The 17,894-nt window shown below is 52.6% G+C and carries 21 protein-coding genes and 1 pseudogene; 16 read left to right on the forward strand and 6 right to left on the reverse strand.

Features of this window, described 5'->3' with window-relative positions; translation table 11 throughout:
• Positions 1-82 precede the first annotated feature (82 nt).
• The 14 genes and pseudogenes from fliF (at position 83) to rcsA (ending at position 11,583) form a co-directional block, all read left to right on the forward strand.
• Positions 83-1,756 carry a flagellar basal-body MS-ring/collar protein FliF gene (gene fliF / locus OGX94_RS21080; protein ID WP_125112511.1) on the forward strand — a complete coding sequence of 558 codons (1,674 nt, stop codon included), beginning with the start codon at positions 83-85 and terminating at the stop codon, positions 1,754-1,756.
• Positions 1,749-2,747 carry a flagellar motor switch protein FliG gene (gene fliG, locus OGX94_RS21085; protein WP_003834047.1) on the forward strand — a complete coding sequence of 333 codons (999 nt, stop codon included), beginning with the start codon at positions 1,749-1,751 and terminating at the stop codon, positions 2,745-2,747. The genes fliF and fliG overlap by 8 nt, the downstream gene beginning before the upstream one ends.
• Positions 2,740-3,447: a flagellar assembly protein FliH gene (gene fliH / locus OGX94_RS21090; RefSeq protein ID WP_003834049.1), complete on the forward strand. Its 708-nt coding sequence runs from the start codon at positions 2,740-2,742 to the stop codon at positions 3,445-3,447. The genes fliG and fliH overlap by 8 nt, the downstream gene beginning before the upstream one ends.
• A complete protein-coding gene (gene fliI, locus OGX94_RS21095; RefSeq protein WP_003030440.1) occupies positions 3,447-4,817 on the forward strand; it encodes a flagellar protein export ATPase FliI in 1,371 nt (456 codons plus the stop codon). The genes fliH and fliI overlap by 1 nt, the downstream gene beginning before the upstream one ends.
• A 21-nt stretch (positions 4,818-4,838) precedes the next feature.
• Positions 4,839-5,282, forward strand: a complete 444-nt coding sequence (gene fliJ, locus OGX94_RS21100) for a flagellar export protein FliJ (protein ID WP_003834052.1) — start codon at positions 4,839-4,841, stop codon at positions 5,280-5,282.
• Positions 5,279-6,493, forward strand: coding sequence for a flagellar hook length control protein FliK (fliK, locus tag OGX94_RS21105; RefSeq protein WP_286569903.1), 1,215 nt, complete (start codon positions 5,279-5,281; stop codon positions 6,491-6,493). Before fliJ ends, fliK begins: the two co-directional genes overlap by 4 nt.
• A gap of 104 nt (positions 6,494-6,597) precedes the next feature.
• On the forward strand, positions 6,598-7,065 hold the full coding sequence (gene fliL, locus OGX94_RS21110; RefSeq protein WP_003834054.1) for a flagellar basal body-associated protein FliL: 468 nt from the start codon (positions 6,598-6,600) through the stop codon (positions 7,063-7,065).
• Between the two features lie 4 nt (positions 7,066-7,069).
• Positions 7,070-8,074, forward strand: a complete 1,005-nt coding sequence (gene fliM / locus OGX94_RS21115; RefSeq protein WP_286569905.1) for a flagellar motor switch protein FliM — start codon at positions 7,070-7,072, stop codon at positions 8,072-8,074.
• Positions 8,071-8,484, forward strand: coding sequence for a flagellar motor switch protein FliN (gene fliN / locus OGX94_RS21120; RefSeq protein ID WP_003030433.1), 414 nt, complete (start codon positions 8,071-8,073; stop codon positions 8,482-8,484). The genes fliM and fliN overlap by 4 nt, the downstream gene beginning before the upstream one ends.
• The gene (gene fliO / locus OGX94_RS21125) at positions 8,484-8,861 is read left to right on the forward strand and encodes a flagellar biosynthetic protein FliO (protein WP_257661989.1); all 378 of its coding nucleotides are present in this window, start codon (positions 8,484-8,486) and stop codon (positions 8,859-8,861) included. Before fliN ends, fliO begins: the two co-directional genes overlap by 1 nt.
• Positions 8,861-9,598 (forward strand): flagellar type III secretion system pore protein FliP, encoded by a 738-nt coding sequence (fliP, locus tag OGX94_RS21130; protein ID WP_003834056.1) that lies wholly within the window; start codon positions 8,861-8,863, stop codon positions 9,596-9,598. Before fliO ends, fliP begins: the two co-directional genes overlap by 1 nt.
• A 9-nt stretch (positions 9,599-9,607) precedes the next feature.
• A complete protein-coding gene (gene fliQ / locus OGX94_RS21135; RefSeq protein WP_003030425.1) occupies positions 9,608-9,877 on the forward strand; it encodes a flagellar biosynthesis protein FliQ in 270 nt (89 codons plus the stop codon).
• Between the two features lie 8 nt (positions 9,878-9,885).
• Positions 9,886-10,726, forward strand: a pseudogene (gene fliR, locus OGX94_RS21140) (flagellar biosynthetic protein FliR).
• 233 nt (positions 10,727-10,959) lie between these two features.
• Positions 10,960-11,583 carry a transcriptional regulator RcsA gene (rcsA, locus tag OGX94_RS21145; RefSeq protein ID WP_003030421.1) on the forward strand — a complete coding sequence of 208 codons (624 nt, stop codon included), beginning with the start codon at positions 10,960-10,962 and terminating at the stop codon, positions 11,581-11,583.
• A gap of 54 nt (positions 11,584-11,637) precedes the next feature.
• Here rcsA and dsrB read toward each other — a convergent pair whose 3' ends face one another.
• Positions 11,638-11,826 (reverse strand): protein DsrB, encoded by a 189-nt coding sequence (gene dsrB, locus OGX94_RS21150; RefSeq protein WP_257661874.1) that lies wholly within the window; start codon positions 11,824-11,826, stop codon positions 11,638-11,640.
• Positions 11,827-11,989: 163 nt separating this feature from the next.
• Here dsrB and yodD point away from each other — a divergent pair, with 163 nt between their 5' ends.
• A complete protein-coding gene (gene yodD / locus OGX94_RS21155; RefSeq protein WP_003030417.1) occupies positions 11,990-12,217 on the forward strand; it encodes a YodD family peroxide/acid resistance protein in 228 nt (75 codons plus the stop codon).
• A gap of 206 nt (positions 12,218-12,423) precedes the next feature.
• Here the strand turns inward: yodD and OGX94_RS21160 are convergent, their stop codons facing one another.
• Both OGX94_RS21160 and OGX94_RS21165 read right to left on the reverse strand, forming a co-directional pair.
• Positions 12,424-12,609 (reverse strand): YodC family protein, encoded by a 186-nt coding sequence (locus tag OGX94_RS21160; protein WP_003834060.1) that lies wholly within the window; start codon positions 12,607-12,609, stop codon positions 12,424-12,426.
• A gap of 77 nt (positions 12,610-12,686) precedes the next feature.
• Positions 12,687-13,598 (reverse strand): DUF808 domain-containing protein, encoded by a 912-nt coding sequence (locus OGX94_RS21165; protein ID WP_286569908.1) that lies wholly within the window; start codon positions 13,596-13,598, stop codon positions 12,687-12,689.
• 178 nt (positions 13,599-13,776) lie between these two features.
• Here OGX94_RS21165 and yedA point away from each other — a divergent pair, with 178 nt between their 5' ends.
• On the forward strand, positions 13,777-14,697 hold the full coding sequence (gene yedA, locus OGX94_RS21170) for a drug/metabolite exporter YedA (RefSeq protein WP_003834062.1): 921 nt from the start codon (positions 13,777-13,779) through the stop codon (positions 14,695-14,697).
• On the opposite strand, the gene OGX94_RS21175 is transcribed toward yedA, so the two are convergent.
• The 3 genes from OGX94_RS21175 to OGX94_RS21185 all read right to left on the reverse strand — a co-directional run bounded on the left by OGX94_RS21175 (position 14,689) and on the right by OGX94_RS21185 (position 17,336).
• Positions 14,689-15,156 (reverse strand): very short patch repair endonuclease, encoded by a 468-nt coding sequence (locus OGX94_RS21175; protein ID WP_003834064.1) that lies wholly within the window; start codon positions 15,154-15,156, stop codon positions 14,689-14,691. The two genes, yedA and OGX94_RS21175, sit on opposite strands and share 9 nt — an antisense overlap.
• Complete coding sequence (locus OGX94_RS21180; protein WP_032934488.1) at positions 15,137-16,567, reverse strand: DNA cytosine methyltransferase; 1,431 nt, start codon at positions 16,565-16,567, stop codon at positions 15,137-15,139. Before OGX94_RS21180 ends, OGX94_RS21175 begins: the two co-directional genes overlap by 20 nt.
• A 76-nt stretch (positions 16,568-16,643) precedes the next feature.
• Positions 16,644-17,336, reverse strand: coding sequence for a phosphohydrolase (locus OGX94_RS21185; protein ID WP_257661871.1), 693 nt, complete (start codon positions 17,334-17,336; stop codon positions 16,644-16,646).
• Positions 17,337-17,894: the final 558 nt, after the last annotated feature.

The following is a 17,894-nucleotide window of genomic DNA, read 5'->3' on the forward strand; positions in this document are numbered from 1 at the left end:
ATTTTTCGAGTTTGCTGACCCGGGAGTGAGTCTTGTTCCACTTTGCAAAAAACGCCGTCCACGATAAGCCACGAGGTGCGAGATGAGTGCGACAGCATCGACTGCAACCCAGCTTAAACCTCTCGAGTGGTTAAACCGCCTGCGCGCGAATCCCAGAATTCCTTTGATTGTGGCGGGAGCCGCTGCCGTCGCTATCATCGTGGCGATGGTCCTGTGGGCGAAAGCGCCTGACTATCGCACGCTGTTCAGCAATCTTTCCGATCAGGATGGTGGCGCGATTGTCACCCAACTGACGCAGATGAACGTTCCCTATCGTTTTACTGAGGGAAGCGGTGCTATAGAAGTTCCTGCCGATAAAGTCCACGAACTACGTTTACGTCTGGCGCAGCAAGGCCTGCCGAAAGGCGGCGCCGTTGGTTTTGAACTGCTGGATCAGGAAAAGTTTGGTATCAGCCAGTTTAGCGAGCAGGTCAACTACCAGCGTGCGCTGGAAGGTGAATTAGCCCGTACCATTGAAACGCTTGGACCGGTAAAACGCGCCCGCGTGCATCTGGCAATGCCGAAACCGTCGCTGTTTGTGCGTGAGCAAAAAGCGCCTTCGGCCTCCGTGACCGTGAATCTTGAACCGGGTCGCGCACTGGATGAAGGTCAGATCAGTGCAGTTACACATCTGGTTTCCAGCGCTGTCGCAGGGTTACCGCCGGGCAACGTTACGCTGGTCGACCAGGCAGGTCATCTGTTAACTCAGTCGAACACCAGCAGCCGCGATCTTAACGATGCGCAGTTGAAATACGCCAGCGATGTCGAAGGCCGCGTTCAACGTCGTATCGAATCGATCCTGTCGCCGATTGTCGGCAACGGTAACGTACATGCGCAGGTCACCGCGCAGCTGGATTTTGCTAATAAAGAGCAAACCGAAGAACAGTACCGTCCAAACGGTGATGATTCCCAGGCCGTCCTACGTTCACGCCAGTTAAACGTCAGCGAGCAGATCGGAAGCGGAGCGCCAGGCGGCGTACCGGGCGCGTTGTCCAATCAGCCAGCACCGGCGAATACCGCGCCAATCGCCAACCCTCCGGCTAATCAGCAAAATGCGCAAACCACGCAGACGGCAAATAACAACAATAATGCCGGTCCACGCAGTACGCAGCGCAATGAAACCAGCAACTATGAAGTCGACCGTACCATTCGCCACACCAAAATGAACGTCGGCGATGTGCAGCGTCTCTCGGTTGCAGTGGTGGTCAACTATAAAACGTTGCCGGACGGCAAACCGCTGCCGTTAACCGCCGATCAGATGAAACAGATTGAGGACCTGACCCGCGAAGCGATGGGCTTCTCCGACAAACGTGGCGATACCCTGAACGTGGTGAACTCTCCGTTCACGGCGACCGACGATTCCATTGGCGAGCTGCCGTTCTGGAAACAGCCGTTCTTTATTGATCAGTTGATGACCGCAGGCCGTTGGTTGCTGGTTCTGCTAGTTGCCTGGATCCTGTGGCGCAAAGCTGTTCGCCCGCAGTTAGTTCGCCGCAGCGAAGAAGCAAAAGCGGTACAAGAACAAACGCGTATCCGTCAGGAAACCGAAGAAGCGGTAGAAGTTCGCCTCAGCAAAGACGAACAGACCCAGCAGCGTCGTACGAATCAGCGTCTGGGTGCAGAAGTGATGAGCCAGCGTATTCGTGAAATGTCAGATAACGATCCGCGCGTCGTGGCGCTGGTCATTCGCCAGTGGATGAGTAACGATCATGAGTAATGCCCTTACCGGTACCGATAAAAGCGTCATCCTGCTGATGACCATTGGCGAAGATCGCGCGGCAGAGGTGTTTAAACACCTTTCCACGCGCGAGGTTCAGGCGCTGAGTACAGCGATGGCGAACGTACGCCAGATCTCCAACAAACAGTTGACGGAAGTGCTGGCCGAGTTTGAGCAAGAAGCAGAACAGTTTGCCGCGCTGAATATCAACGCCAACGAATATCTGCGCTCCGTGCTGGTGAAAGCGCTGGGCGAGGAACGCGCCTCCAGCCTGCTGGAAGATATTCTGGAAACCCGCGATACCACCAGCGGCATTGAAACGCTCAACTTTATGGAGCCGCAAAGCGCCGCCGACCTTATCCGCGACGAGCATCCGCAGATTATCGCCACCATTCTGGTACACCTCAAACGGGGCCAGGCCGCCGATATTCTGGCGCTGTTCGACGAGCGTTTACGTCACGACGTGATGCTGCGTATCGCCACCTTCGGCGGCGTGCAGCCTGCCGCGCTGGCAGAACTGACCGAGGTACTGAACGGTCTGCTCGATGGACAGAACCTCAAGCGCAGCAAAATGGGCGGCGTGAGAACGGCGGCAGAAATTATCAACCTGATGAAAACCCAGCAGGAAGAAGCGGTTATTACCGCCGTACGCGAATTCGACGGCGAACTGGCGCAGAAAATTATCGACGAGATGTTCCTGTTCGAAAACCTGGTGGAAGTCGACGATCGCAGTATCCAGCGTCTGCTGCAGGAAGTGGATTCCGAATCGCTGCTGATTGCGCTGAAAGGTGCCGAACAGCCACTACGCGAGAAGTTCCTGCGCAACATGTCGCAACGTGCTGCCGATATTCTGCGCGACGACCTTGCCAACCGCGGTCCGGTGCGCTTGTCGCAGGTGGAAAACGAACAGAAAGCGATTCTGCTTATTGTGCGTCGTCTGGCGGAAACCGGCGAGATGGTGATCGGCAGCGGCGAGGATACCTATGTCTAACGAACTGCCGTGGAAAGTCTGGACTCCGGACGATCTCGCCCCACCAATGGCAGAGTTCGTGCTGGCTGACCACAGCGAAACGCCGCTGTCCGAAGAGACGGAAGAACCCGAGCTTTCAGCAGAGCAACAGCTTGAACAACAGCTCGCACAGCTGCAAATGCAGGCCCATGAGCAAGGGTATAACGCGGGGCTGGCGGAAGGTCGACAAAAGGGTCATGAACAAGGCTATCAGGAAGGTCTGAGCCAGGGGCTGGAGCAAGGCCAGAACCAGGCGCGCGCGCAGCATGCGCCGATCCATGCCCGCATGCAGCAGTTGGTGAGCGAGTTTCAGAATACGCTGGACGCACTGGACAGCGTCATTGCCTCGCGCCTGATGCAAATGGCGCTGGAAGCTGCGCGTCAGGTGATTGGTCAGACGCCTATCGTGGATAACGCTGCGCTGATTAAGCAGATTCAACAGTTATTGCAACAGGAACCGCTGTTTAGCGGTAAACCGCAGCTGCGCGTCCATCCGGACGATCTCCAGCGTGTTGAGGAGATGCTCGGTGCCACTCTCAGCCTGCACGGCTGGCGGCTGCGCGGCGATCCCACGCTGCATCACGGCGGTTGTAAAGTCTCAGCAGACGAAGGCGATCTGGATGCCAGCGTCGCCACTCGCTGGCAAGAACTCTGCCGTCTGGCAGCGCCGGGAGTCGTGTAATGACCACTCGCCTGACTCGCTGGCTCAATACGCTGGACAACTTCGAAGAGAAAATGTCGCTGCTGCCTGCGGTGCGTCGTTACGGTCGCCTGACCCGCGCCACCGGGCTGGTGCTGGAAGCCACGGGGTTACAGCTGCCGTTGGGTGCCACCTGCGTCATTGAACGCCAGGACGGCAACGAAACCCAGGAAGTCGAAAGTGAAGTCGTGGGTTTTAACGGTCAACGTCTGTTTCTGATGCCGCTCGAAGAGGTCGAAGGCGTTCTGCCCGGCGCACGCGTATACGCGAAGAACATTGCCGGAGAAGGTCTGCAAAGCGGGAAGCAATTACCGCTTGGCCCTGCTCTGCTGGGTCGAGTGCTGGACGGTAGCGGCAAACCGCTCGACGGACTGCCCGCCCCGGATACCACCGAAACCGGCGCGCTGATTACGCCGCCGTTTAACCCGCTGCAACGTACCGCAATAGAACACGTCCTGGATACCGGCGTACGCCCCATCAACGCGTTGTTAACCGTAGGTCGCGGCCAGCGTATGGGACTTTTCGCAGGCTCCGGCGTCGGTAAAAGCGTCCTGCTCGGCATGATGGCGCGCTATACCCAGGCCGACGTCATCGTCGTGGGCCTGATTGGCGAGCGTGGCCGCGAAGTTAAAGATTTTATTGAAAATATTCTCGGCGCTGACGGTCGTGCACGCTCGGTAGTGATTGCCGCTCCGGCGGATGTCTCGCCGCTGTTACGTATGCAAGGCGCGGCCTACGCCACGCGCATCGCCGAAGATTTCCGCGATCGTGGACAGCACGTATTGCTGATTATGGATTCCCTCACCCGCTATGCGATGGCGCAACGTGAGATAGCCCTGGCAATCGGCGAGCCGCCGGCAACCAAAGGTTATCCGCCGTCAGTATTCGCCAAATTACCGGCGCTGGTTGAACGGGCCGGGAACGGTATCCACGGCGGCGGTTCAGTTACCGCGTTTTATACAGTACTGACCGAGGGTGACGACCAGCAGGACCCGATTGCCGATTCCGCGCGCGCGATACTGGACGGGCACATCGTGCTGTCTCGTCATTTAGCCGAAGCGGGTCACTATCCGGCCATCGATATTGAAGCCTCGATCAGCCGCGCCATGACCGCGCTCATTAGTGAAAAACACTATGCACGGGTACGTAACTTTAAACAGCTGCTGTCCAGCTTCCAGCGTAACCGCGATCTGGTCAGCGTGGGGGCGTATGCCAAAGGCAGCGATCCAATGCTGGATAAAGCCATCGCCTTATGGCCACAGCTGGAAGCGTTCTTACAGCAAGGCATTTTTGAACGGGCTGACTGGGAAGATTCTCTACAAGCTTTAGAACTGATTTTCCCTGGTGTGTGATTAAGCAGGAGAGCATAGGTCATGGCACAACATGGTGCGTTAGCAACACTGAAAGACCTGGCTGAAAAAGAGGTAGATGACGCCGCTGTCTTATTAGGAGAGATGCGTCGTGGCTGTCAGCAGGCGGAAGAACAGTTAAAAATGCTGATCGATTATCAGCATGAGTATCGCAACAATCTGAATACCGATATGGGCCAGGGTATTACCAGCAATCGCTGGATTAACTACCAGCAATTTATTCAGACGCTGGAAAAAGCGATTGAGCAACACCGCCAACAGCTCAATCAGTGGACGCAAAAAGTGGACATGGCTTTGAACAGTTGGCGCGACAAAAAACAACGATTACAGGCGTGGCAGACGTTGCAGGACAGACAAACCTCGGCGGCGTTACTGGCCGAAAACCGTCTGGATCAGAAAAAAATGGATGAATTTGCTCAGCGCGCAGCTATGAGGAAACCCGAATGATTACTTTACCCCAACTGATTACCACCGACACCGACGTAGCCGCAGGTCTTCAGTCAGGCAAAGCGGTAGATTCACCCGAGGATTTTTTAGCGCTGCTGGCTGGCGCATTAGGTGCGGGCGACGCGCAGGGTAAAGACGCTCCGCTGTCGCTTGCCGACTTACAGGCGGCCAGCAGTAAGCTGCAAAAAGGGTTACTGCAAAAAAATGGCGATGCCACACAGTCGGTCAAATTAACCGATCTGCTGGCGCAACAAGAGCTGCAAACCGAGGCTTCTCTTACCGACATGACGGACGCTCAGCAACTGTTGTCCGCCCTCACGCCTTCACTGAAAGCTAATGCTCTGACGACGCTGGGCAAAGTCGCTCAGCAGGACGAAAAAAACACTACGCTGAGTGATGACGATCTCGCCAACCTGAGCGCGTTGTTCGCCATGCTGCCAGGACAACCGCTGGCTACGCCTGCCGTCGACAGCGCACCAGCCCCTGTTGATGCCACGCTTTCGGCGTTGTCACGTGGCGCTGCACACGGCGCGACGACTGATAACGCAGACGAATTGCTGCCGGGTGATGCCAAAAAAGGCAAAGCGGATATCACAATTGCTGGCGGTGGTGCTAATCAGGCAAACAATCCAGCACTAACCCCGCTGACGGCGGCGGCGAACGCCAGAGCTGAAATCGACAGCACCCCGTCACCGACGAGCATTGGCATGACTGCGGCCCCGCTAAGTGGTCCACAAACACACGCACAACCGTTACCGACGGCCGCGCCGGTGTTAAGCGCTCCGTTAGGTAGCCATGAATGGCAGCAATCGCTGAGCCAGCACGTCACATTGTTCACGCGCCAGGGCCAGCAAAGCGCAGAGCTGCGTCTGCATCCGCAGGACCTGGGTCAGGTACATATTTCCCTCAAACTGGACGACAACCTCGCACAGTTACAAATGGTTTCACCGCACAGTCACGTGCGCGCCGCACTGGAAGCCGCATTACCGATGCTGCGTACGCAGTTGGCTGAAAGCGGCATTCAACTGGGGCAAAGCAACATCAGCAGTGACAGCTTCGCTGGCCATCAGCAGTCTTCCGGGCAGCAACAGCAGGCTGGTCGCGCTCAAGGACAAGACATTTTTGCCGCTGAAGATGACGCAATACTGGCAACCCCAGCCTCGCTGCAAGCCGCTGCCCGCGGCGATGGCGCAGTAGACATCTTCGCCTAACGCCAGAGGTAGCATGATTATCCGCGTCTTTTCCACGCTTTGTCGTGGACAGGACACGGGATAATCAGCCCATAAGCTGTACCGAAACAGGAAGCCCGTATCTGATGACTGACTCCGCGATTAACAAAAAAAGTAAACGCGCTATTTGGATCCCTCTGCTGGTATTAATTACCCTCGCCGCCTGCGCAACTGCGGGTTATAGCTACTGGCGCATGCAGCAGCAGCCGTCCGCCAGCGTCAAAGCGGAACCGCCTCCACCGCCAGCCCCGGTATTCTTTGCGTTGGATACCTTTACCGTCAATCTGGGTGATGCAGATCGTGTGCTGTATATCGGTATCACGCTGCGCATGAAAGATGAGGCGACACGTTCACGTCTTAACGAATATCTGCCGGAAGTGCGCAGCCGCTTGCTACTGCTGTTCTCTCGTCAGAATGCAGCCACACTCGCCACCGAGGAAGGTAAGCAACAGCTGATTACCGCCATCAAAGAGACGCTGGCGACTCCGCTCGTTGTTGGGCAGCCGAAACAGGTTGTCACCGACGTTCTTTATACAGCTTTTATTCTGCGGTAAAGACATGGGCGACAGTATTCTTTCTCAGGCTGAAATCGACGCATTGCTCAACGGCGATAGCGAAACCAAAGACGAACCCATTTCAGGTATCGCAAAAGAAAGCGATATTCGTCCTTATGATCCCAACACTCAGCGTCGCGTGGTACGTGAGCGTTTACAGGCGCTGGAGATCATTAACGAACGCTTTGCGCGCCAGTTCCGTATGGGGTTATTTAACCTGTTGCGCCGTAGCCCGGATATTACCGTGGGTGCGATCCGTATCCAGCCATACCATGAATTTGCGCGCAACTTACCGGTTCCGACCAACCTGAACTTAATCCACCTGAAGCCGCTGCGCGGTACGGGTCTGGTGGTGTTCTCACCGAGTCTGGTATTTATCGCCGTAGACAACCTGTTTGGCGGTGACGGTCGTTTCCCGACGAAAGTCGAAGGTCGCGAATTTACGCACACGGAACAGCGCGTTATCAACCGCATGTTGAAGTTGGCGCTGGAAAGCTACAGCGACGCGTGGAAGGCCATCAACCCGCTGGAAGTGGAATACGTCCGTTCTGAGATGCAGGTGAAATTTACCAATATCACTACCTCTCCGAACGACATCGTGGTGAATACCCCGTTCCACGTTGAAATTGGCAACCTGACCGGTGAATTTAACATCTGTCTGCCATTCAGCATGATTGAACCGTTGCGTGAGCTGTTGGTGAATCCGCCGCTGGAAAACTCACGTAATGAAGATCAGAACTGGCGCAATAATCTGGTGCGTCAGGTTCAGCATTCTGAGCTGGAGCTGGTGGCAAACTTTGCCTACATTCCGCTGCGGCTATCCCAGATTTTAAAACTGAAACCCGGCGATGTACTGCCAATTGAAAAACCCGACCGCATTATTGCTCATGTGGACGGCGTGCCTGTGCTGACCAGCCAGTATGGCACCGTAAACGGTCAGTATGCGTTACGCGTAGAACATCTGATAAACCCGATTTTGAATTCGCTGAATGAGGAACAGCCCAAATGAGTGATATGAATAATCCGTCCGATGAGAACACTGGCGCATTGGACGATCTGTGGGCTGACGCGTTAAACGAGCAAAAAACCACGCCCACCAAAAGTGCGGCCGATGCGGTATTCCAGCAGTTAGGTGGCGGCGACGTCAGCGGTGCTTTGCAGGACATCGACCTGATCATGGACATTCCGGTCAAGCTGACCGTCGAACTGGGCCGTACCCGCATGACCATCAAAGAGCTGCTGCGTCTGACGCAGGGTTCGGTTGTCGCACTGGATGGTCTGGCAGGCGAACCGCTGGATATTCTGATCAACGGTTATCTGATTGCGCAGGGCGAAGTCGTCGTAGTTGCAGATAAATACGGTGTGCGTATCACTGACATTATCACCCCGTCTGAACGTATGCGCCGTCTGAGCCGTTAATCATGAATACCCAGGCTACTGTTTCTCAACCCGCCGCCGTTCCCGGCTCACCGCTGGTGCAGGTAAGCGGCGCGCTGCTCGGGATCATCGTCTTGATCCTGGCGGCGGCCTGGGTCATTAAACGTCTAGGGTTTGCCCCCAAAAGTGCCGGTACGCGCGGGTTGAAAGTTACGGCCAGCACCTCACTGGGTCCACGTGAGCGCTTGGTGATTGTCGAGGTCGAAGATGCCCGTCTGGTACTTGGCGTCACAGCCTCGCAGATTAACGTCCTGCACACCCTGCCCCCGGCACCTGCCGATGCAGAAGAAAAAACGGCCTCCCCTGCGGATTTCCAGGCCATGATGAAGAGTTTGCTGAAGCGTCCTGGGAGATCCTGATGCGCCGTTTGTTATCCCTTACGCTTGCAGGCTTGTGGCTTTTCAGCCCCGTTGCCCTCGCCCAACTCCCGGGTCTGGTCAGTCAGCCGTTGCCGGGCGGCGGACAAAACTGGACGTTGCCCGTGCAGACGCTGGTGTTCATCACCTCGCTGACGTTCCTGCCTGCAATTTTACTGATGATGACCAGCTTCACCCGCATCATCATCGTTTTCGGTCTACTGCGAAATGCGCTGGGTACCCCCTCTGCACCGCCTAACCAGGTGCTCCTGGGCCTGGCGCTCTTTTTGACCTTTTTCATCATGTCGCCGGTGATCGATAAAATCTACGTTGACGCATACCAACCGTTCAGCGAAGAGAAGATCTCCATGCAGGAAGCAATGGAGAAAGGCGCCCAGCCGCTGCGTGAGTTTATGTTGCGCCAGACCCGTGAAGCCGATCTGGCACTCTTCGCGCGCTTAGCAAACAGCGGTCCGTTACAGGGACCAGAAGCCGTGCCGATGCGAATTTTGCTGCCTGCTTATGTCACCAGTGAGTTGAAAACAGCATTCCAGATAGGCTTTACCATTTTTATTCCGTTTCTGATTATCGACCTGGTGATTGCCAGCGTGCTGATGGCGCTCGGGATGATGATGGTACCGCCCGCCACAATCGCGTTGCCGTTCAAGCTGATGCTGTTTGTGTTGGTAGACGGTTGGCAGCTGCTTGTCGGCTCGCTGGCACAAAGCTTTTACAGTTAAAGGCGCGAAATGACTCCTGAATCGGTCATGATGATGGGCACAGAGGCGATGAAAGTCGCCCTGGCCCTTGCTGCGCCTTTGCTGTTGGTCGCTCTGGTCACAGGTCTTATCATCAGTATTCTGCAGGCGGCGACCCAGATTAACGAAATGACGCTGTCCTTCATCCCCAAAATTGTCGCGGTGTTTATTGCCATCATTGTTGCTGGCCCGTGGATGCTTAACCTGCTGCTCGACTACGTGCGTACGCTGTTCAGCAATATCCCCTATATCATAGGGTAGACAACGTTATGTTGCAGGTGTCCAGCGTTGAGTGGCTCCACTGGCTGAATTTATACTTTTGGCCTTTGCTGCGCATACTGGCGCTCATCTCAACGGCCCCCATCCTCAGTGAACGAGCCATCCCTAAACGGGTAAAGCTGGGGCTGGGATTGATGATTACCGTCGTTATCGCCCCATCGATTCCCGCCGTTGACGTCCCCATCTTTTCTGTTGGCGCGCTTTGGCAGGCAATGCAACAAATCCTGATCGGTATCGCTTTAGGCTTCACCATGCAGTTTGCGTTTGCCGCAGTACGTACCGCCGGGGAATTAATTGGCCTGCAAATGGGCCTTTCCTTCGCGACGTTCTTCGATCCCGGTAGCCGTCTGAATATGCCGGTACTGGCTCGACTGATCGACATGCTCGCCATGCTGCTGTTCCTGACCTTTAACGGCCATTTATGGCTGATATCGCTGCTGGTAGATACTTTTCATACTCTGCCTATCGGCGGCAATCCGGTGAACAGCAATGCGTTTCTCGCGCTGGCACGGGCGGGCAGCCTGATTTTCCTCAATGGGCTAATGCTGGCCCTGCCGGTAATGACGCTGCTGCTCACGCTGAACCTCGCACTTGGTTTGTTAAATCGCATGGCGCCACAGCTGTCGGTTTTCGTCATCGGCTTTCCTCTCACTCTGACCGTAGGTATTTCACTAATGGCGGCATTAATGCCATTAATTGCGCCATTCTGCGAACGATTATTCAGTGAAATTTTTAATTTACTGGCCGATATCATCAGCGAAATGCCTGGAAAATAATAACCCTTATTTTTTATCCTGTTTTACTAAGGATTGTCCTAAATTTAAAAAGTGACAACATCCACCAGGATATCTCTGTCGCGGCTTATTTGTTTTTGTCTCACTCACATAACGCAACATTCACTTTACTTTAAGATGTTTCCTGGCAAATTATACGCAACTTTACGGGATAGTAAATTCGCCTGAAAAACAGCGAAAGCGTCATCTTGGGTCGTCATTATTCCGTTTAGTTGTGATGAAATAATCAGGTAAGGGGAATTATCGTTACGCATTGAGTGAGGGTATGCCATGTCAACGATTATTATGGATTTATGCAGTTACACCCGACTAGGGTTAACCGGATATCTGGTAAGTCGGGGAGTGAAAAAAAGGGAAATCAACAACATTTCCAACGTTGATGAACTCAGTCTCGCCTGTGTCTCTCAACAACCCGCTGTGGTGTTTATTAATGAGGACTGCTTTATCCACGATCCTGCTAATAGCCAGCAAATAAAGCAAATCATTAATCAGCATCCCAGCACATTATTTATTGTGTTTATGGCAATTGCCAACGTGCATTTTGATGAATATCTACTCGTCAGAAAAAATTTATTGATTAGTTCTAAATCGATTAAACCTGACTCACTGGATAAACTACTTGGCGATATTCTGAAAAAGGAAGTAGATATTGCTATTGATGTGAATCTGCCGACATTATCATTAAGTCGAACCGAATCCAGCATGCTGCGTATGTGGATGGAGGGTCAGGGAACAATACAGATATCAGATCAAATGAATATCAAAGCCAAGACGGTGTCATCCCATAAGGGGAATATAAAACGAAAGATTAAAACGCATAATAAGCAAGTTATCTATCACGTTGTAAGGCTTACGGATAACGTCACCAATGGTATCTTTGTGAATATGCGCTAAGACGTTCTGACTGGTGGCGACTCCACCAGTCAGAATCAAACAGCGGAACTCATGTCACTCCACTTTTTCCACAAAGATACCATCCTGATGACCTGATTCATTAAAGAACCAGATACCGAGCGGGTAGTCTTCCAACGAAACCAGGAACATGGTGCCTTCACTAAATTCTTCGATTGCCAGTACCACGCCCGGTCGACGAGGACCGCCGTCCGTTTTGACTGTAACCCGATCATTCACCTTCATAGTTTTCCTCCTGTGGCTTTGTGCCAGTGTAGAACAAATTCCTTTTTCTGGCAGCGCTGTGCACGCGCGATTGCGGGTTTTATCGACGGTCTATACTTAAGTTGTGCGTATCTGATGTTTGGGTACGCTCCCCCGGTATCCTTAACGGTTGAGAGGTATGAGGATGAAAACCGCGAAAGAGTACAGCGATACGGCCAAACGTGAAGTCAGCGTCGATGTCGACGCGCTGCTAAAGGCAATCAACGAAATCTGCGAGAGTGAAATTCATCGTAGCCAGGATGACCCGGAGCGCGTCAGCGTTGACGGGCGTGATTACCATACATGGCATGAACTGGCCGATGCGTTCGAGCTTGATATCCATGACTTTAGCGTGTCGGAGATCAATCGCTGACTGAGGGCGAAAAAAATCCCGGCCCTTATCGGGTCGGGATCAAGCTTGCTTATGCAAGAAGCACTTGTAAATTCGTTACACCAGAAAATCTGATGTGAACCAAACCTTATCTGCAATTTTTTTGCCTGACAAGTAAATAATTCTCACCGGAATGATAAATATAACTAATGGGTGAGAGATCACCAGGTTACGGTCGAGCCTAATGTTCAGGCATCCTGGGAGAGCTGTCTTCGCTCGCCAGGCACCACCAGTTCATCTTCACGGAATGCTTCCCGTTTAACGCCAAAGCCGTCGTACCAGCGACACTCCACCATTCCGCTGGCATACCCGGTAACGATCATACGTGGGCCACCCTCTTTGGAGGTGACTTCCTCACTGACAGAAAAGACCATACCCGCCTCCTGTATCAAGAGAAACCTTTACACCTTAGATGACAAAGAGGCGTTTTGCGTAATCAGTCCTGTAACAATTAGTGCGAAACTCCGCGCACTCTGGCGACAGCTTTTACCAGCAGAACGACAATCCCACCGATGATAAAGCCGAGCACCAGGTTAAGCAGGGTCGGAAGCATTAGCGAAATCAATGTACTTTGCTGCTGAGCAAAACGTTCAATCGCATGATGCAGCGGCGATATTCCGTGTACCACAATGCCGCCTCCCACTAAAAACATCGCCAGTGTGCCGACCACAGAAAGTGTTTTCATAAGCCAGGGGGCAACCACCAGCAACCCTTTGCCCAGCGACTGGGCAAGCAGGCTACGCTTTTCTGCCAACCAGTACCCGATGTCATCAAGCTTAACGATAATCCCAACCAGGCCATACACGCCCACGGTCACCACTAACGCGATACCTGATAGCACCAACACCTGATTCAGCAAGGGTGCGTCCGCTACAATACCCAGCGTAATTGCGACAATCTCGGCAGACAAAATGAAGTCGGTACGTATTGCCCCTTTGATTTTATCCTTCTCAAAGGTGAGTGGATCCTGTGCGGCCAGAGCAGTCAGACGCTGCTGACGCTCTTCCGGGCTTTCTTTGTGCTTACGCGCCTCCAGGGTATGCAGAACCTTTTCCACCCCTTCAAAACAGAGAAATGCCCCGCCTACCATTAATAAGGGGGTGATCGCCCAGGGGATAAATGCGCTTATCAATAGCGCCAACGGCACCAGAATAACTTTGTTAACAAACGATCCTTTCGCCACGCTCCAGACTACCGGGAGTTCGCGGTTAGCCCGCACGCCCGACACCTGCTGCGCATTAAGCGACAGATCATCCCCCAGCACGCCCGCGGTTTTTTTCGCGGCCAGTTTTCCCATCACTGAAATATCATCCAGCAGCGTGGCGATATCATCGAGTAAGGTCAGTAAGCTACTTCCTGCCAAAATTTTCACCCTCAATATTATTTTTTTGCAGTCATAAGTATGAAGTAAAACACGCCATGCTGAAACTGACCTTTCTGGTCAACAAGTTTTTAACATCAACACGTAATTATAAATCTCGCCAGTAAGATAGTTTTGACGTTTACTATGTTGCACCTTTTTATTTCCACCGTGAGGGATTATGCGTTTCAGGCAATTGTTACCGCTTTTCAGTGCGCTATTCGCGCTGTACATCATTTGGGGTTCCACGTACTTCGTTATTCGCATTGGCGTTGAAAGCTGGCCGCCGTTAATGATGGCAGCCGTACGTTTTCTCTCCGCGGGAATTTTATTAACAAGTTTCTTACTTATTCGTGGGCATAAGCTGCCCCCCTTACGCCTAATCCTGAACGCCGCGCTAATTGGTATCCTGCTGCTGGCTGTGGGTAATGGGCTGGTCACCGTCGCAGAACATCAAAATGTCCCTTCTGGTATTGCCGCCGTGGTGGTCGCCACCGTCCCGCTATTTACGCTGTGTTTTAGCCACTTTTTTGGCATCAAAACGCGCAAGCTGGAATGGTTGGGGATAGCAATTGGGCTAGCAGGGATCATCATGCTAAACAGCGGAGGCAATTTAAGTGGCAATCCGTGGGGCGCTATTTTAATCCTGATCGGTTCGATAAGCTGGGCGTTTGGCTCAGTGTACGGTTCACGCATTACCCTACCCGTTGGCATGATGGCCGGAGCCATTGAAATGTTAGCCGCCGGTATAGTGCTGATGTGTGCATCGCTACTCTCCGGGGAAAAACTGACCACCATGCCAACATTTTCAGGCTTTATGGCGGTGGCTTACCTGGCCCTGTTTGGTTCCATTATTGCCATTAATGCGTATATGTTCCTGATCCGCAATGTCAGCCCGGCGCTAGCCACCAGCTATGCCTACGTCAATCCGGTTGTTGCCGTGCTGTTAGGTACCGGTCTGGGGGGAGAAAGACTGGCTCCTATCGAATGGCTGGCACTCGGCGTGATCGTGTTTGCTGTGGTGCTGGTGACGTTGGGGAAATACCTGTTCCCTGTTAAAGCGGATGCCGTTGCTACCCCGTCGGAAAAAACGTTACAGTAAATGAATACCGAGAGTGTCGATCTGCGCGGTGTCACCACCGCCGCAGATCCACTCGATGACACGTTCAGATAACGCTTCATCGTCCAGCTTTTCGCGACCACGCAGGGCACACTCCCAGACAATCAGTACGCGCCAGCCCAGAACCTGCAACTTTTCACAATCCCGCGCATCGCGCTGGACATTTTTGCCTATTTTTTCCAGCCAGAATTCCGTTCGTGTCGCGGGGACTTTAAACAAATAGCAATCGTGGTGGTGCCAGAAACAGCCGTGAGTAAAAATCACACAATGATAATCATCCACCACAAAATCGGGGCGACCGGGTAACGTCCCATCCTGCACGCGAAAAGTTACCCCCTGCTCTGTCAGCACGCTGGCAAGGCGTTTTTCAATTGCGGTATCGCGGGTAGCTATCGCCCGCATATTTTTACTGCGTGTTGCTTTATCGTGAACGTCCGCCACGCTGATTCTCTTTCTCGCGAATAGCAACTGCCTGCCTGATTTTCGGCTCCAGCAGCCTGGCCACCGCCGCAAATGCCGGAACGACCACCGAATTACCAAACTGGCGATAAGCCTGGGTATCCGACACGGGGATCCTGAACTGATAGCCCTGCGGAGATTCAAACCCCATCAGACGCGCGCACTCTCTGGGCGTAAGTCTGCGTGGGCGGTGGCGCTGATTCTGCGGATCGTCAAAATCTTTTTCACCCAGCGCCATATCCCAGCCACGGTCAATCAGGATCTCCGCCCCATCCTTATAATAACGCGCAGATAATGTGCGCGTTACGCTATCAGGGTTACCGGGATACACCATGCCATAGCCAAATCCATTGCCCCGCGCCTGATGCTTTTTCGCATAGCGATAGAGGTATTTCCACAGCACCGGCGTCAGCACATATTTCGCATCGACGGTCGGCTCAAGCAGTTCCGCCAGCGTGGTACGCCGCGGCGGATAACGCGTGACGATATCCCGCAGCGTGAAGTCTGATTTCAGATTTAGATCGCGTCGGAAGCCGACAAGCACGATACGTTCGCGATGCTGAGGCAAAAAATGTTGCCCATCGATAATTTTCGGATCGTCCGGACCGTTATCCGCCGCATCCGCCACGTCATAACCCAGCTCGTCCAGCGTTTGCATAATGATGCGAAACGTTTTGCCCTGATCGTGACTCTTCAGGTTTTTGACGTTTTCGAGCACAAATATGGCTGGCCGACGCGCATCGATAATGCGCACCACGTCAAAAAATAGCGTGCCTTGCGTATCACAGGCGAAACCATGGGCCCGCCCTAACGCGTTTTTCTTTGATACACCAGCCAGAGAAAATGGCTGGCAAGGGAATCCGGCCAACAGCACGTCGTGTTCAGGAACATGCTGGCGAATATGTTCTGCCGCCTGCTGGTCACTCACCCCGTCATGATGGCTGAGTGTGATATCACGAATATCTTCATTAAAGCGGTGTTGGAGCGGATCGCAGTAGTTGTTCGCTTTATAGGTGCGCACAGCATGCTTGTTCCACTCACTGGTAAACACGCACTGCCCGCCAATCGCTTCAAAGCCGCGACGAATACCGCCAATGCCAGCAAAAAGATCGATAAAGCGAAAGGCATAGTGCGGATGATGCGCAGGTGGTTTCGGCAACAAAGTATTCAGATGAATGAGCTCGCGGTCGCTGAGGCGATGCCATGTTTCATTAGCAACCACTCGCTTAAAGATGGCCGGGCTCCAGCGGTTCTCGCCAACGCCATTCAGATGAGCAACCAGCGTTTTCACGTCATATATTTCAAGCAACTTGGCCAACATCACCTGCACGTCGGTCTCGTTTTCATCTGTCATCGGGTTCATGGAGCCTGCTACTGAAAAATTATCCTGCATACATTTAACCGGCAGAAATGGATAACCGACAGATTAACATAAATTAGCACGGTTGACGTTTCAGCCGTACTGGCGACTAGCGCGCTTTAAAGGGTTGAATCGCGTCAAGATCCAGCATTTCGTATTCTCCTTTTAACTCCGCACTCAGCTTCGCCATATACGTCAGTAAAAAATCCGCATTATGTTGTGCCAAATGCCGCCCTCGTTCGGTTTGCATCGTCAACGGCAACGTCAATAATTTGGTCTGGAAGTGATCGAGCGCATACTGTTTATCGTCAAGACTACGCTTGCGGGCAAACGGATCTTCCGCATCAAACAGCGAACCCCCCAACGCCCCTGAAACGGCAAATACGCGCGCTAAACCAATTGCACCCAGCGCCTCAAGCCGGTCAGCATCCTGCACGATTTTGGCTTCAAGGGTTTCTGGCGCGATTTTGGCGCTAAAACTGTGCGCCTCAATGGCATGACACACTGCCGATAACCGCTGTCGTGGAAAATCCGGAAAATCGCGCATCAAAACGCGACGTGTTTCCAGAGCTGCCAGTACCGACGAACGATGACGCTCAGGATGGTTCTTCAGCAGGCTGACGAGATCGTGGAAGTAGCATGCGGTCAGCACCACCAGCCAGTCCACGGGGGCATCTGTACCCAGCTTTTGCGCCGTCATCCACACACGTCGAAAGTGAAAGATGTCATGTGCAGCATCTTGTCCGGAATGGTTATCAGCTAACCAGGCTTCAAATTGCGACTGCCAGTCGTGCAGTTCCATGCTATCTCCCTTTGTAGAAAGAAAATCACCTTAGCAACAATTATCATTGCAAACCACTGCCTGCCCCATCACATAATTATTTTTTATTATCACACCGAAAACAAAACCCTCATGAATTTATAAAACCCAAAATCCCAATATCGACAAATATATTATATGAATAACAAAAACAAATTCTCATGGCAAATAAAATGCACTCCAAAAATAAATAATGCAACATACATAATGCATTGATTAAAAATGATTTATTTTGCAAATAACAATGTAATGCACATACATTCAAAGTTATAAAAAGGCACTTAAGAAACATTTGGAAATATTTTAAATACATTTGTTACATGTTATATTTTAAATTAAATGAACTTCATAGATAGTATCCAAATGTAGTCACTCGGATAGTACTACATATTCATTTTAATTATCATGCAAAGGGAATACATAATGAAAAGAAAAGTATTGGCACTGCTTCTCCCTGCTTTATTAGGGAAGGTGCGAATAAGCAGGTCATTTCTTCCCAAGCTGACTCGCTGATTAAAATTTCGCGGATCTGGGCCGATT

Source organism: Citrobacter sp. Cpo037 (assembly GCF_030332945.1).
GTDB classification, from domain to species: Bacteria; Pseudomonadota; Gammaproteobacteria; order Enterobacterales; family Enterobacteriaceae; genus Citrobacter; species Citrobacter portucalensis.